Annotated in this window: 15 protein-coding genes and 1 tRNA gene; 6 read left to right on the top strand and 10 right to left on the bottom strand. The window is 45.3% G+C overall.

What is annotated here, in order from left to right:
* The first annotated feature begins 58 nt into the window (after positions 1-58).
* The 4 genes from LDX50_RS09885 (at position 59) to LDX50_RS09870 (ending at position 4,561) form a co-directional block, all read left to right on the top strand.
* Positions 59-751: an ABC transporter ATP-binding protein gene (locus LDX50_RS09885; RefSeq protein WP_225698284.1), complete on the top strand. Its 693-nt coding sequence runs from the start codon at positions 59-61 to the stop codon at positions 749-751.
* Positions 751-2,112 (top strand): TolC family protein, encoded by a 1,362-nt coding sequence (locus tag LDX50_RS09880; RefSeq protein ID WP_225698283.1) that lies wholly within the window; start codon positions 751-753, stop codon positions 2,110-2,112. The genes LDX50_RS09885 and LDX50_RS09880 overlap by 1 nt, the downstream gene beginning before the upstream one ends.
* A 199-nt stretch (positions 2,113-2,311) precedes the next feature.
* The gene (gene rpsA / locus LDX50_RS09875) at positions 2,312-4,333 is read left to right on the top strand and encodes a 30S ribosomal protein S1 (RefSeq protein ID WP_225698282.1); all 2,022 of its coding nucleotides are present in this window, start codon (positions 2,312-2,314) and stop codon (positions 4,331-4,333) included.
* A 154-nt stretch (positions 4,334-4,487) separates the two neighbouring features.
* Positions 4,488-4,561: transfer RNA gene (locus LDX50_RS09870), tRNA-Cys, on the top strand.
* Between the two features lie 197 nt (positions 4,562-4,758).
* On the opposite strand, the gene hisF is transcribed toward LDX50_RS09870, so the two are convergent.
* The 9 genes from hisF to trhO form a co-directional block, all read right to left on the bottom strand.
* Positions 4,759-5,514, bottom strand: a complete 756-nt coding sequence (gene hisF, locus LDX50_RS09865) for an imidazole glycerol phosphate synthase subunit HisF (RefSeq protein ID WP_225698281.1) — start codon at positions 5,512-5,514, stop codon at positions 4,759-4,761.
* Entirely contained in the window at positions 5,507-6,229 is a 723-nt protein-coding gene (gene hisA, locus LDX50_RS09860) for a 1-(5-phosphoribosyl)-5-[(5-phosphoribosylamino)methylideneamino]imidazole-4-carboxamide isomerase (RefSeq protein ID WP_225698280.1), read from the bottom strand. The genes hisF and hisA overlap by 8 nt, the downstream gene beginning before the upstream one ends.
* Complete coding sequence (gene hisH / locus LDX50_RS09855) at positions 6,226-6,813, bottom strand: imidazole glycerol phosphate synthase subunit HisH (RefSeq protein ID WP_225698279.1); 588 nt, start codon at positions 6,811-6,813, stop codon at positions 6,226-6,228. Before hisH ends, hisA begins: the two co-directional genes overlap by 4 nt.
* A complete protein-coding gene (gene hisB / locus LDX50_RS09850) occupies positions 6,813-7,934 on the bottom strand; it encodes a bifunctional histidinol-phosphatase/imidazoleglycerol-phosphate dehydratase HisB (RefSeq protein WP_225698278.1) in 1,122 nt (373 codons plus the stop codon). Before hisB ends, hisH begins: the two co-directional genes overlap by 1 nt.
* A gap of 2 nt (positions 7,935-7,936) precedes the next feature.
* Positions 7,937-8,968 (bottom strand): histidinol-phosphate transaminase, encoded by a 1,032-nt coding sequence (gene hisC, locus LDX50_RS09845; RefSeq protein ID WP_225698277.1) that lies wholly within the window; start codon positions 8,966-8,968, stop codon positions 7,937-7,939.
* Entirely contained in the window at positions 8,958-10,256 is a 1,299-nt protein-coding gene (gene hisD, locus LDX50_RS09840; RefSeq protein ID WP_225698276.1) for a histidinol dehydrogenase, read from the bottom strand. Before hisD ends, hisC begins: the two co-directional genes overlap by 11 nt.
* Positions 10,256-11,116, bottom strand: a complete 861-nt coding sequence (gene hisG, locus LDX50_RS09835; protein ID WP_225698275.1) for an ATP phosphoribosyltransferase — start codon at positions 11,114-11,116, stop codon at positions 10,256-10,258. The genes hisD and hisG overlap by 1 nt, the downstream gene beginning before the upstream one ends.
* A gap of 203 nt (positions 11,117-11,319) precedes the next feature.
* The gene (locus LDX50_RS09830; protein ID WP_225698274.1) at positions 11,320-12,300 is read right to left on the bottom strand and encodes a peptidoglycan DD-metalloendopeptidase family protein; all 981 of its coding nucleotides are present in this window, start codon (positions 12,298-12,300) and stop codon (positions 11,320-11,322) included.
* A gap of 63 nt (positions 12,301-12,363) precedes the next feature.
* Complete coding sequence (gene trhO, locus LDX50_RS09825; protein WP_225698273.1) at positions 12,364-13,419, bottom strand: oxygen-dependent tRNA uridine(34) hydroxylase TrhO; 1,056 nt, start codon at positions 13,417-13,419, stop codon at positions 12,364-12,366.
* Between the two features lie 220 nt (positions 13,420-13,639).
* Between trhO and LDX50_RS09820 the strand changes: the two genes are divergently transcribed.
* Positions 13,640-14,401, top strand: coding sequence for a DUF2975 domain-containing protein (locus LDX50_RS09820; protein WP_225698272.1), 762 nt, complete (start codon positions 13,640-13,642; stop codon positions 14,399-14,401).
* 4 nt (positions 14,402-14,405) lie between these two features.
* Positions 14,406-14,624 carry a helix-turn-helix domain-containing protein gene (locus LDX50_RS09815; RefSeq protein WP_225698271.1) on the top strand — a complete coding sequence of 73 codons (219 nt, stop codon included), beginning with the start codon at positions 14,406-14,408 and terminating at the stop codon, positions 14,622-14,624.
* Here the strand turns inward: LDX50_RS09815 and LDX50_RS30995 are convergent.
* Positions 14,612-15,313, bottom strand: a complete 702-nt coding sequence (locus LDX50_RS30995) for a CPBP family intramembrane glutamic endopeptidase (RefSeq protein WP_225698270.1) — start codon at positions 15,311-15,313, stop codon at positions 14,612-14,614. The two genes, LDX50_RS09815 and LDX50_RS30995, sit on opposite strands and share 13 nt — an antisense overlap.
* Positions 15,314-15,394: the final 81 nt, after the last annotated feature.

The following is a 15,394-nucleotide window of genomic DNA, read 5'->3' as shown; positions in this document are numbered from 1 at the left end:
CGCTTGGCATACAATTGGCAAGTGATTAAGTGCATTGCAATAATTTAATCAAACGAAAATGATAAAACTGAGAGACCTTGATAAATATGTCGATTCGAAATATCAGCGCACATTTATTTTAAAGGGTATTGATCTTGATATACAGCAGGGGGAGTTTGTCACGATCATGGGGCCAAGTGGTGCAGGAAAGTCAACCCTTATGAACATCATTGGAATGCTCGATGAGCCCAGTGCCGGTGAATTCTATTTCCTGGATAACCCGGTGCATAAGTTGAAGGAACGTCAGAAATCTGAGATGCATAAGCATCATATCGGCTTCATTTTTCAAGCGTATCACCTCATTGATGAACTAACGGTATATGAAAACATTGAAACGCCTCTGCTATACAAGGGGGTGAAAAGTGCTGAGCGGAAGAGCATGGTGGCTGAAATGCTCGATCGATTCCAGATGGTGGCAAAAAAAGATCTTTTTCCCGAGCAGCTTTCAGGCGGTCAGCAGCAGCTCGTGGGCATTGCACGTGCGATAGTCGGCCAGCCAAAGCTGTTGCTTGCCGATGAGCCCACAGGAAACCTTCATTCGGAGCAGGGTGACGAGATCATGGAGATCTTTAAAAAGCTGAACGACGAGGGAATGACCATTCTCCAGGTAACGCATTCGGAGCGGTGTGCATCCTATGGCAAGCGAACTATTCGATTGGTGGACGGTCAGGTTGTATCTGATCAGGTTTCTTCTATACAAAATCAGGCGTGATGAAGATGAGAACATTATTCGGTATACTATTGTCTTTTCTTGCGAGTGCCGTTTATGCGCAGGATACCCTTCAATTCCTTCATTTATCGGATGCGGTAACTATCGCGCTCGAGAATAACATCAGTTTGCGTCAGGAATCGAATCGGCTGGATATTTTCCAGTCAGACAAATCCTCCAGTTATGCACAAATGGCGCCGACTGTTGCGATCACCGGAAACTATGGCCGCAATGACGGTAACTCCTTTAACCAGCAGGAGGGGCGTGTGGTGAACGGACAACTCGATTTCATGAATGGATCAGTCAATATGAATATGCCGCTTTTCAACGGGTTTAACCGATTGAAGCAAACCAAACAGGCGAGCAGTGCCCTGGAATCGCAGGCCCATCTGGTCACACGTACGAGGCAGCAAGTGATCCGTGATGTATCAAATCAATACCTGCGATGTCTGCTTGACAAGCAGCTTGTGCTTATTGCTCAGGAAAACCTGGTGAACCAGCAGGAAGTTTACAGGCAGATGAGTGAACTGGTTAATGCCGGAAGCCGTGCAGAAGTGGACCTGGTAAACCAGCGCTACCAGCTAAAGAATTCGGAGCTTAACGTGCTTCAGGCAGAAATTAAATTGCGCAACAGTAAGGCTACACTTTCACAGTTATTGCAGCTGGATCCAAGCCTCACCTTTGACGTGGTTGATCCGACCTGGGAGCTTTCCGATTTTGCCTTTGAAAAATATCAGCGTGATTCTTTATATGAAATTGCACTTGAACAGCGACGTGATCTTCTTCAAGTTCGTGCCAGTGAAGAATCTGCCCGGTATGGCCTTGGTGCTCAGCGCGGTCGGTATTATCCACAGCTGTCGGCATTCTTTAACTATGGATCGGCCTTTAACCAGATTGTGGGTACCCCGGACAGTGTTTCAAGGGATTTTAATCAGCAATTTTTCAATGATAACAGGTATAATACATATGGATTAGCCATTTCTATTCCCATATTCCAGGGATTACAAAACAGGAATCAGGTGGTGCGCGCCAGGGTAAATTATCAGAATGCTCAGCTGGAGACCCGGCAGTTGGAGAATACAGCAAAGCTGGAGGTGCTCAATGCACATCAGAACTTGCAGGATGCCCTGACAAATTTTGAAGTAACCCAGGTTCAGCTGGAGGCTGCCGAACTGAATCTTCAATTGCAGGAGGAGCGGTACCGTCTGCAGGCGTCGAGTTTTGTAGAGTATACACAGGCAAATGCCGATTATGTGGCTGCAAAGGGAGCCCATGCCCAGGCGAAATATGTCTTGCTGTTCCAGGATATTTTACTGCAGTTTACACTGGGTACGCTGGATACGGATGATATCCCGGCAAATTAAAAAAACCAATCAACCAACTCTGAGATCCCGGCAGATATTGTCGGGATCTTTTTTGTGGGATTTGACTAATAATTTTATTAATTTTGCGCTCCCTTTCAGGTGAAAGGGTCTTTTCCATTTTCGGAAGAGGATTATTTAAACCAAATGTGTTTTACACAGCCCGGGTAAAACATGTATTTAAGGGCGTTTTTAACTTATTATGGCAGAAGAAAACAAAAAAGCCGAGGAGCTCGAGCAGAACCAGGCTGAAGAGACTACCGCAACCGAGGTAGTAGCTGAAGAGAAAAAAGCTGAGAAAGCTGCAACTGAGGCTCCGGCCAGCGCTGCACAGGATTCTGAGGAATTCGATTGGGAAGCATTTGAAACCAAAGGATTTGGTGAAGGGTATTCCCGCAAGAAGCGTGAAGAAATGGAAGCGATGTATGATAATACATTGACTACCATTGAAGAAAAGGAATTGGTTTCCGGAACAGTAGTTGGAATCAACGACCGTGATGTGATCCTTAACATTGGGTTCAAATCAGACGGACTGGTATCTGCTACGGAATTCCGTGACCTGCCAAACCTGAAAGTAGGCGATACTGTAGAGGTATTCATCGAAGAGCAGGAAAATGCAAACGGTCAGCTCGTACTTTCACGCAGAAAGGCGAAGATCGTTCAGGCATGGGAAAAAATTAAGGAAGCGTATGAGAATGACCTGGTGATTGAAGGCTTTGTGAAGCGCAGAACCAAGGGTGGTCTCATCGTGGATATCTACGGAGTGGAAGCATTCCTTCCGGGTTCACAGATTGATGTGAAGCCTATCCGTGATTTTGATGTATTTGTGGGTAAGGCGATGGAAGTGAAGGTAGTTAAGATTAACTACTCTAACGACAACGTGGTTGTTTCTCACAAGGTACTGATTGAGAAAGATCTTGAGCAGCAGAAAGCTGAGATCCTGAACAACCTTGAAAAAGGACAGGTTCTTGAAGGAACCATTAAGAACATGACCAACTTCGGTGTATTTATCGATTTGGGTGGCGTTGATGGCCTGTTGCACATTACAGATATCTCATGGGGACGAATCAATCACCCTGAAGAGGTATTGAATCTTGATGAAACAGTGAAGGTGGTAGTTCTTGACTTCGACGAAGACAAGAAGCGTATTTCACTTGGCATGAAGCAGCTGACTGCTCATCCGTGGGATTCACTTCCTGCAGAGCTTGAAGTAGGAAGCAAGGTTAAAGGCAAGATTGTAAACGTTGCAGATTACGGTGCGTTCCTCGAAATTCAGCCAGGTGTTGAAGGACTGATTCACGTTTCGGAAATGTCATGGTCACAGCACCTGCGGAATCCTCAGGACTTCATCAACATTGGAGATGAACTGGAAGCAGTAGTACTTACCCTTGATAAGGAAGAACGCAAAATGTCACTTGGCATTAAGCAGCTTACAGAAGATCCCTGGAACAAGCAGGATGTGCTTACTAAATATGCGGTTGGAACACGCCACAAAGGTATCGTTCGCAACCTGACTAACTTCGGCCTGTTCATTGAACTGGAAGAGGGAATTGACGGATTGGTTCACGTTTCAGATCTTAGCTGGACCAAGAAGATTAAGCATCCTTCGGAATTCGTGAAAGTGGGTGATGAAATGGAAGTGGTTGTTCTTGAACTGGATGTTGACAACCGTCGATTGGCACTGAGCCACAAGCATCTTGAGGAGAACCCATGGGATACATTCGAAACTGTATTCACCCCGGGATCTGTACATAAGTGTACTGTGATCAATGTGAATGAAAAAGGAGCGGTTCTTGAACTGCCTTACGGTATCGAAGGATTCGCAACCATGAAGAACATCGAGAAAGAGGATGGATCCAAAGCGAAGCCCGGTGAAACACTGGAATTCAAAGTGATGGAATTCTCTAAAGATGACAAGCGTATTCTTCTTTCACATAAAGCGGTATACGGCAAAGCTGAAGAAGCACCTAAGCCTGCGAAGAAAACTGCTCGTCCGGCCGGTGGAGCTTCCAACAAGACAACCCCTGATGTTGAGAAATCTACATTAGGTGATCTTGAGGCACTAAGTGCGCTGAAAGAGCAGATGGAAGGTGAAGCAGAAGCCAAGATCAAGAAGGCGCGTAAAGCGGCTGAAGCTGAGAAGGCTGATGAAGAAGAAGCTCCCAAAGCCAAGAAGGCAGCCAAGAAGGAAGATGATGCTTCTGAAGAAGAAAGCGAAGCTTAAGAAGTCGAAACATCATACAATAAAAAGGGCACCGAATTTCGGTGCCTTTTTTCTTTTACGTGCTCCTCGACATATAAATGTGGCATGCCTGAAACATTTCCATCTTTATCTTTGAGGTAAAAGTGATTATGCATAGTTTTGCGCCTGTAAAGATGGCGCTGTGGCCGAGTGGCTAGGCAGAGGTCTGCAAAACCTTTTACAGCGGTTCGAATCCGCTCAGCGCCTCCATCATGAACCCGGGTCTGTTGATCCGGGTTTTTTGTTTTTATGCTGAATCCAGAGAAAGACCAGGCCCATTAATATGCCAAAAAGTAAGGATTTTGCCCAGTTGGGTTCGAGACGTGGAATTATGGAATAAAAACCGAAGTGCAGTAAGCAAAGTATCAATGCACTTAACATAAATGAAAGCACATTATTTCTTTTCATCAGATTCTAACCGGAATATTTTGTTGTTGCAGATAACGTTTCAAATCAGGGATGGCAATTTCCTTAAAATGAAAAATGCTGGCCGCCAGTGCAGCATCGGCACAATTGTCTTTAAACACATCAGTGAAGTGCTCCATAGTTCCTGCACCGCCACTTGCAATCACCGGAATATTCACCTGCTCCGATAATGTTTTAAGCGCCTCTGTGGCAAATCCTTCTTTGGTACCATCGTGGTCCATGCTGGTAAATAAAATCTCACCAGCGCCCCGCTGTTCAACTTCTTTGGCCCAGCTAAACAATTCCTTATCCGTAGGCTTCCTTCCCCCATGGGTATAAACAATCCACTTACCCTCGGTGAATCGGGCGTCGATTGCTACGACGATGCACTGACTGCCGAATGCCTGCACAAGTTCATCGATTAATTCCGGCCGCTTTACCGCTGATGAATTGATCGAGACTTTGTCGGCCCCTGCCTTAAGCAGGGGTGAAACATCCTCTACCGAGCTGATGCCACCGCCTACCGTAAAGGGAATATTCAGGTGACGGGCGATATCCTTAACCAGTTCTACAAAAGTCTTGCGCCCCTCGTGTGTTGCAGTAATATCGAGGAATACCAGTTCGTCGGCGCCCTGATCCGCGTAGAATGCGCCCAGTTCCACGGGGTCTCCGGCGTCACGGATATTGACAAAATTTACTCCCTTGACCGTACGGCCGTCCCTAATATCGAGACACGGTATAATTCTTTTCTTAAGCATCCTGAAATGTTGCTAGGTCCTTTAATGATATTTTTCCTTCGTAAATGGCTTTTCCCACGATCGCACCTTCAAGTCCGTTCTCCTTCAGTTTCAACAGGTCATCCATGGTAGTCACTCCACCGCTGGCGATAAGATGAATATGGGGGAAGATCTCCAGAATATCATTGTAAAGTTTGAAATTAGGTCCCTTCAGCATTCCGTCAGTGGCGATGTCGGTGCAGATCACATAATCCATTCCCTGGGCAATGTAGGAGTGGATCAGGTCTTCTATGGACAGGGTCGTTTTTTCTGTCCAGCCATGTACAGCAATCATTCCGTTGTTTACATCTGCCCCCAGGATTAATTTATTCGGACCGTAATTTTCAAGCCACTGATAAACGATCGCCGGATTTTTAACAGCGATGCTTCCGCAGGTAACCTGTGTGGCGCCGGCATTCAGTGCAATTTTAATGTCTTCACCCTTCTTGATCCCGCCCCCAAAATCCACGATTAAATCCGTTTTACTGGTAATGGATTCCAACACCTTCCAGTTAACTATGCCACCTGATTTGGCCCCGTCAAGGTCTACCAGGTGAAGGTACTTTAATCCTGCACCCTGAAACTGACGCGCTACTTCGAGGGGGTCGTCGGCATAAACAGTTTTCTGACTGTAATCGCCTTGTGAGAGGCGGACGCATTTACCATCGATGATATCAATAGCTGGAATAATTCTCATAGCTTAAGAAAGTTTTCAAGAATTTTCTGACCCTGAGCACCTGATTTTTCCGGATGAAACTGAACGGCGTGAAAATTGTCACGATGAATTCCCGCAGAAAAGGGGTGTATATAATTTGACCTGGCAGTTGTGAATTCTGATACGGGAACATAGTAGCTGTGTACGAAATACACATGCAGATCCTCCATGTTTTCATAAATAGACTTGTCTGCCCTAAGCTCCAGGTTATTCCATCCCATATGAGGTACTTTTTCGTGACGGGCAGGGATGAATCGCTTAACCTCGAGGTCGAACATTCCCAGGCATTCCGTGTCATTCTCTTCGGAGTGCCGGCACATCAGTTGCATTCCCAGGCAAATTCCCAGGAACGGCTGCTTAATGGTAGGCAGGACCTGATCGAGCCCCATGGATTTCAGGTGCCTCATGGTGGAACCCGCTTCACCCACACCCGGGAAAATTATTTTATCGGCTTTTCGCAGTTCTTCGGCATCATGAGTGAGACGTGGTTCCACACCCAGCCGGTTCAGGGCATTAATGACCGATTGGGTATTTCCGGCGTTATATTGAACGATAGCGATATCCATTATAAGACTCCTTTTGTGGATGGCAATTGCATACTTTCAGGGTCTTTCCGTATGGCCATTTTTATGGCCTTAGCAAACCCTTTAAAGATTGCTTCTATTTTGTGGTGCTCGTTATTTCCCTCTGCGCGGATATTCAAATTACAGCGTGAAGTATCAGAAAATGATTTAAAGAAATGCATGAACATCTCTGTAGGCATTTCCCCGATTTTCTCCCGCTTAAATTCCGCGTCCCATTCCAGCCACGGCCGACCACCGAAATCAATGGCCACCTGGGCCAGGCAATCATCCATTGGAAGCAGAAATCCATAACGCTGGATGCCGCGTTTATCACCCAATGCCTTTTCAAAACAACTACCGAGTGCAAGTGCGGTATCCTCTATGGTATGGTGTTCATCGATATGTAAATCTCCCTTCACGGAAATATTAAGGTCTACAGATCCATGACGTGCCAGCTGATCAAGCATATGATCAAAGAATCCCAGACCCGTTGATATCGAACTCTTGCCTGTACCGTCCAGATTCAATGAGATTTCAATATCGGTTTCATTGGTTGTCCGTTTTACGAATGCTTTTCGCGAAGGTGAAAGAAGAAAAGAAGTGATTTCCTGCCATGAGGTGGTAATGAGCGAACAGATCTCCATAAGTCCATCTGTTTCAAGCTGGGGCTTCATACTGCCATCATTGATTAAAATGGCCTTGCAGCCCATGTTTTTGGCCAGCATCACATCAGAAAGGCGGTCCCCGATCACGTAGCTGGAAGATTTATCGAATCCATTCTCCAGGTAGGATTCAAGCATTCCTGTATTGGGCTTTCTGTTTCGGCTATTTTCGGCCGGTAATGACGGATCGATATGAATACTGCTGAAGTGAACACCCTCCCCGTTGAGGGTTTTTAACATTTTAGTATGCGCCGGCCAGAAGGTATCTTCCGGAAATGAATCGGTTCCCAGTCCGTCCTGGTTGCTCACCATTATCAAACTGAATTGACCGGATGCAGCGAGGCGTTGAAGTCCTGTGATGGCTCCCGGAAAAAATTCGAGTTTTTCCAGGCTGTCGATCTGTTCATCTTCCGGTTCCAGAATGATAGTGCCGTCGCGGTCTATAAATAATAGTTTCTCCATTATCACGTCATTTCAAATAATGCTTCTACTAATTTCTTGTTTTCTTCCGGTGTTCCAACAGTAATTCGCAGGCAATTGGAGCCGTGGAGCACCGAAGAACGATCTCTTGTAATGATTTGAAGGCTTAGTAACTCCCGGAATATTTTTTGTGCGTCTCTGAATCTTATCAACAGGAAATTACTGTCACTCGGATATATTTTCTCGACCGAGGGATGGTTTGCCAGGTGTTCCCTCAGCCAGCTCCGCTGCGAAATAATTTCAGTCATTGCAGTTTTTACATTTTCCGGATTTTCGAGCGCATTGAGGATTTTCTGCTGACTCAGAATATTGATGTTGTAAGGTGGCTTTACCTTATTGAGTAATTGGATTATCCGTTCTGAAGCAAACGCCATTCCTACACGCAGACCGGCCATACCCCAGGCTTTCGAAAATGTCTGAAGAACTACCAGGTGTGGATATTTATCCAGCTCATCTATGAAGCCTGGATCATCTGTAAAATCAATATAAGCCTCATCTACAACCACAATGCCGGTGAAGTTACCCATGATTCTCTGCATGGCCGTTTTAGAAAGCAGGTTTCCGCTTGGGTTATTCGGACTGCAGAGAAAGATGATCTTTGTATCGCGTTGGATTTGACTGAGTACCGTTTCCGGATCCAGTTCAAAGTTCTCCGTTAGCGGTGCCTTAATGACCGTCACATCATTAACAGCCGCCGCCACCTGATACATGCCATAGGTGGGATCCAAAATCAGAATGGAGTCCACTCCGGGCCTGCAAAATATCCGGATCAGCAGGTCGATGGGTTCGTCGCTTCCATTACCGAGAAAAATCCGGTTTTCGGCCACCCCTTTAAGTGCGGAAAGTTTTCTTTTGATTTCTTTCTGATAGGGGTCGGGGTACCTGTTAAGTCCCGTTTCGTTGGGATTTTCATTGGCATCCAGGAATATCCCTGCCTGTCCGCTAAATTCATCCCGGGCGGAGCTATATGGCTTCATCGCCAGGATATTGGGTCGTATGAGGTCATCAAGCTCCATTGTATGATTTTTTTCGTCTAATGGATACGGCATTTTTGTGGGCGTCGAGCTGTTCAGCGGCAGCCATTTCCTCGATGGTGTCACCGAGTAATTCAATTCCTTCTTCTGAAATGGCCTGGAATGTCACCATTTTCATATAACTATCCAGCGAAACACCGCTATAGGCTCGTGCGGTGCCATTTGTAGGAAGGGTATGATTGGTGCCGGAGGCATAGTCCCCTGCAGATTCAGGCGTATAATGCCCTACGAAAACAGAGCCTGCATTCACGACCTTTTCCGCGAGTTCTTCAGCATCTTTTGTTGCCAGGATCAGATGTTCAGGCGCGTAGGCATTACTCATTTCCATTGCTTCCTCAATGGTTTTTGTGAGAATCACGCGGCTATTGCCAAGACTTTCGGCGGCCATTTCCTTTCTTGGAAGTTGTTCCAACTGACGGTCAATTTCCGTGTGTATGTCGTCAACCAGCGATTCTGAGTTTGTGAAAAGAATTACCTGGCTGTCCCGGCCATGCTCAGCCTGTGAGAGGAGGTCCGCAGCAACGTAGGCGGGGTTGGCTGTTTCATCGGCGATTACAGCTACTTCTGAAGGACCGGCGGGCATGTCGATAGCGGTTCCCGACAAACTAATGAGTTGCTTGGCGGCTGTTACAAATTGATTTCCAGGGCCAAATATCTTGTCGGTTCGGGGAACACTCTTCGTACCATATGCCATGGCTGCAATAGCCTGAGCTCCTCCCGCCTTGATAATGGTGGTAATACCTATAATTTTGGCAGCGAAGAGAATGGCCGGATTAATATTTCCTGTTTTATCCGGAGGGGAGCAAAGAACAATTTCCCTGCAGCCGGCAATTTTTGCCGGAATACCCAACATGAGGACACTTGAAAATAAAGGGGCCGTGCCTCCCGGAATGTAGAGTCCGACTTTCTGAATAGGAATTGCCTTTCGCCAGCAGCGGATTCCAGGCATGGTTTCCACGAAAAGGGGTTCGGTTCTTTGAGCCTTGTGGAATAATTCAATATTTGCGGCTGCCTGACGGATGGCATTTTTCAGTTTCTCACTTAACCGGGTTTCAGAATCACTGATTTCCTGTTCAGAAACCTGTATATCCTGAACGGACACTCCGTCAAACCTTTCCGTGTATTGGCGCAACGCCTGATCTCCATTGCTTTTAACCTCATCCAGAATTTCCTGAACCGTACTGAACAGGTTTGTGACATTGAGCGTGGGGCGCTTGAAGAGCGACTCCCATTCTGATAGTTGGGGATATTTGCTGATATTCAGATTCATCAGATAATCATTTTTTCAATTGGAATTACCAGAATTCCCTGGGCACCGAGCGATTTCAGCTGATCGATGATATCCCAGAAATCATCTTCGTTTACTACTGAGTGCAGGGAAGACCAGCCTTCCATGCCCAGCGGGGTGATAGTCGGACTTTTCATGCCAGGGAGAATGGCGGTAATTGCCTCTATAGCTGAATTCGGGGCATTCAGCAGGAGGTATTTATTATTTCTTGCGGTGTTTACCGACTTGATCCGGAAGATCAGCTGATCAAGAATTTTTTGCCGCTCATCATCCAGGTTTGGATTTGCGATCATTACTGCCTCACTCTTCATTACGGTTTCAACTTCCTTCAGTCCGTTACTTAGAAGAGTGCTTCCCGTGCTTACGATATCACAAATAGCTTCAGCCAGGCCAATTCCCGGTGCTATTTCTACAGATCCGCTGATTTCGTGTATATCGGATGAGATTCCCTTTTCGGATAAAAACTTGCGAACGATGTTGGGGTAGGTAGTGGCGATACGCTTACCGGCAAGGTCTGCAAGACCTGAATAGTGTGTTCCTTTAGGAACGGCGATACTCAGACGGCATTTCGCAAAATTCAGGCGTTGCACCAGGTCAACTGCCTTACCTTTTTCCGCGTAGACATTCTCCCCGACGATACCGATATCCGCTACCTGGTCCTCCACATATTGGGGGATGTCGTCGTCACGAAGGAAGAGGATTTCTGCCGGAAAATTGTACGATACGGCTTTGAGCCGGTTGGTTCCGTTACTGAAATTCAGTCCGCATTCTGAGAGTAATTTAATCGACTTTTCCTGTAATCTCCCTGATTTCTGTACAGCGATACGAAGCATTGTATTCATTTAGTTTAATTCGTTGTAAATAAAAAAGGCCCACCGCATGGCAGGCCTTTTCTTATGTTTTACGCATAATCTTTCCACCACGCTTTTCAGGTTGCGACTGAATGATGATGGATATGATGTACAGCGTTAAATTTCATTTTCTTAATTAACTGCTAAATAAATTAATTGTTCATTGTGAACCAAAAAAAATCAGCAAATCATTTTTACATTCCCAGTGATTGGTTTTCAATGGATGCCAGTTCGATGATTTTTTCGTATTCATCCGGGTTAAGGTCATTAAAGAAATAGTGAACCGGATTAATTTGTTTATCGTTTTTGAGAACTTCATAGTGGAGGTGTGGCGCTGTTGACAGGCCCGTGCTTCCCACATAGCCAATAACCTGACCACGCTTTACGGTCTGACCGCTCTTCACTTCGAATTCCTGCATGTGCGCATACCGCGTTTTATATCCGAACCCGTGATCGATCTCAATCAGTTTCCCATAACCGCTAAAACGTACCTGTGCTTTTACGACAGTACCGTCTGCAGTGGCATAAATGGGTGTTCCGGGAGGAGCTGAAAAGTCGATTCCGGGGTGCATTTTGCGCACTTTATAAATCGGGTGTGTTCGGTATCCAAAGCCAGAGGCCAAACGGATCAATTCCTCATTGGAAACTGGCTGGATGGCCGGTATCGCTGCGAAAAGTTTTTCCTTACTTTCGGCCAGATCAGCAATCTCATCATACGATTTAGACTGGATATACATCTTCCTGCGAAGTTTGTCGACATCCTCCTTCAATTCCACTATGATATCCTTGTTATCGAGATCCTTATTTCTGAGTTCCGTGTAGCGGTCTGTGCCACCGATACCTGCATTCCGGACGGAAGGGTCTATGGGCTCAGACCCCAGCACAACCCGATAAAGGTTGTCGTCACGTCTTTCCAGGGCTGCGAGAACCTCGTGCAACTGAGTTACCTCTTTGTCAAGGTTTTCATAGTAATGCTGCATTTCCTCTACTTCATTCGTTAACCGAACTTCCTTCGGTGATTCGAAGTAGGAGAAAAACAGGAAAACGATTCCAACACTGGATACAAGTATGAGTGAAGCAAGGCCCAGCACATTCCAGATTACATCCTGGGTGCGTACCTTGATCCGCTCGTATTTACATGTTTCGGTGTCGTAATAATATTTTATACGTGCCATAAATCATTTAATTCCTTCTGACCAACTTAAGTTAACGAATTATGCTCTTGCAGGGTTCAGGAATTATTTATTTTCTGTCTTTAATTCTGTACTTCCCTTAAAAAGTAACTTCGGCGATCGTCCTTTGCGATAGACCTGACGTCCGAGATTAACCTTTTTCCTTAGTGCTTTTTGTTCCTCTTCAGGAAGGTGAATCACTTCCACACATTCCGTAGAGCAGCATCCTTCCATTTTTTCGGCACATTCAGCACACTGAATGAACAGGAGGTGGCATGCTTCATTCACACAATTTGTATGTGTGTCGGCGGGTTTTCCGCATTGATGACAAACACTGATGATATCATCGCTGATACGCTCACCTAGTCGTTCGTCAAACACAAAATTTTTGCCCTTGAAAAGGTTTGGCAGCTGTTTCTGTTCTACCTGCCGTGCATATTCAATGATACCTCCATCCAGCTGAAATACATTTTTGAAACCTTTATGCTTGTAATATGCACTGGCTTTTTCACACCGGATGCCCCCGGTACAATACATTACCAGGTTTTTATCTTTCTGGTCGGCAAGCATGTCTTCAACGAGCGGAAGTGCTTCCCGGAAGGTGTCAACATCGGGGCATATGGCGTTTTCAAAATGGCCCACCTCACTTTCATAGTGATTACGCATATCGATGATGATCGTGTTGGGATCCTGGGCCAGGCGGTTAAAGTCTTCTGCCGATAAATGTGTTCCCCGTTTGGTCACATCAAACGTTTCATCGTTTAGTCCGTCGGCAACAATTTTTTTACGGATTTGAATTTTAAGTTTGTAGAACGACTTACCATCGTCGTCTACAGCAATGTTCAGGCGAATACCCGTGAGCTCTGCTGATTCTTCTATAAACTGTCGGAATTCCTCAAACCGGTCATCGGGAACACTGATCTGGGCATTAATTCCCTCATGGGCGACATAAATCCGCCCCAATACTTCCAGTTTGCTGAAATCAATAAACAGCTGATCCCGGTATGATGCCGGATCACTCAGTTGAACATATCGATAAAAAGACAGGGTTGTACGTTTGCGTGTGCTGTTTCGGATCTGCTCTTTGAGCACATCACGATTAACGCGGTTATGTAGGATCATTTTGCATGAATGATTAATAACTCACTTACTTTCAATAAAATATCCGGTATTCTTCCGGTGGTGCAAAGTTACGAAATATTTTATTAGTGACGATCAAATTGGCGCTTCGATAGAGAGAGACTTCATACATTCGTAGGATGAGGATAATCATCAATAAAGAATAAAAAATTATTGAAAAACAATAATAAATTATTACCTTTGAATAATAATCAACATTATTATGAAAAGAATAAGCAGAATTTCCACGGTTTCTCTCTGGGTAGTCAACATTGCGATCATCGTAATATCAGCGGGGTCACTTTTTTCCTATTACATGTTATCAGGATTTGTGGGGGAGGGAGTACGCCCTGAAAGTGATGAAGGCATGGTGGGGTGGTCGGATACAAGTGAGATTAAAGTAGGCCAGTACTATCTGGCCAAGGTTTCTGAGTTTAAGGATGGTGTTTACCGTGATTACCTGGAATTGCGGGTGCCTCATCCCCGGATATATTTAATGAACACGGACACAACCGGTCAAAATCTGAAGATAGTTCCCAGGACGGACGTTACTGTCAGGGCTTCCTATGAGGATCGGTTTTACCTTCCAGTAGTCTATGAGTTTTTTGGCGAAAAAGATATCAAAAAAATCATCTGGCTTTTTATTGGTTATTTAACTGTTTCTCTCGCATTGAGTCTGTTTGTGCTCATCACTTTCCGTCGGTTTCTTTTAAGTCTGTCCCGTGGAGAGTTTTTTATTCGGTCTAATTACAAAAGGCTTTTACTGTTGAGTCTTGTATCTTTTCTGATACCTGTTTTTAAATATGTTGGAGACTTGTTTTCCAGCAACTATTTTGAGAAAAATTTCAGAGTGGTCAACGGGGGTGTGTATTTATACGGAGGGCTGGATTTGACCCCAATGATCTTTGGGGTAGTTCTGTTACTCATGGCCGGCATGGTGTATGAGGGCAGCCGGCTCAGAGAGGAATCCGACTTAACGATTTAACATTATGGCAGTTATTGTAAATCTTGATGTAATGCTCGCCCGTCGGAAAATGCCATCGAAGGAGCTCGCTGAGCGGATTGGAATTACCGAAGCCAATCTTTCCATATTGAAAACAGGAAAAGCCAGGGCTATTCGTTTCAGTACACTCGAAGCAATATGCCGTGAGCTTGATTGTCAGCCCGGAGATATCCTCGAATATATCGAAGAGGGTCAGAGTGACTGAGAATTGATATATTTCTGAATTCTGAATCCAATGGTCCCGGTCTGAATTTCAATAGCCGTGTGCAGGATGATGGGCAGGATTAGGAATCCCGAGAAATAATAGATCACGCTGAATATCAGTCCGAGTACAAATGCCCCCACCATGTTCTGGAATCCGCTTTGAATACGGGAAAGTGCAAACAAGAAATTCAGGATCAGGATGGACACCGGTGCCGGAAGGAACAGGTGGAAATAATGATAAAGATAGTAACGGAATATAATTTCTTCGCATATACCGGCAGTGATTGACAGCGCTACAAACCACTTGTATTCAATCGGTGATTTTGGGATAAATATCCATATTTCCTCCATCCCGGATCGTATTTCCAGCGCATCCGCTGGTTTAATTTTTTGCCGAATCTGGGCCAGGATAAAGAGAGTAATGAGTATGGAAAAAACGATGGTGGCATTATTTATCCCGGAGAACCAGATCACCGGTTGCAAGGTGCCGAAAAGGTGGTTCACCACAACGATGAAGACCATCAGCATAAGAAGAGCAATGGATCGCTGGTAGTACGTAAGCCTGGAAATCCGACCAGTTTTAATTTTATGATACGTTTTTCGGAATGTAAGGACGCAGAAAAGGGGATAAGCAACTGCAAAGATTGCCGCTGTTATGCCGGGCAGTACATATTCTGGCTGGGAAAACACTGTTTGATATTATTCTGAGTCTGTTTCAATTTCCAACAGAATGTCCATTGATTCAAGCAAGGATGGACCAGTGGGGGAAAT

Source organism: Fulvivirga sedimenti, from assembly GCF_020328055.1.
Note: the sequence above shows the minus strand (reverse complement) of the source record. Positions and strands in the feature narration are given on the sequence as shown.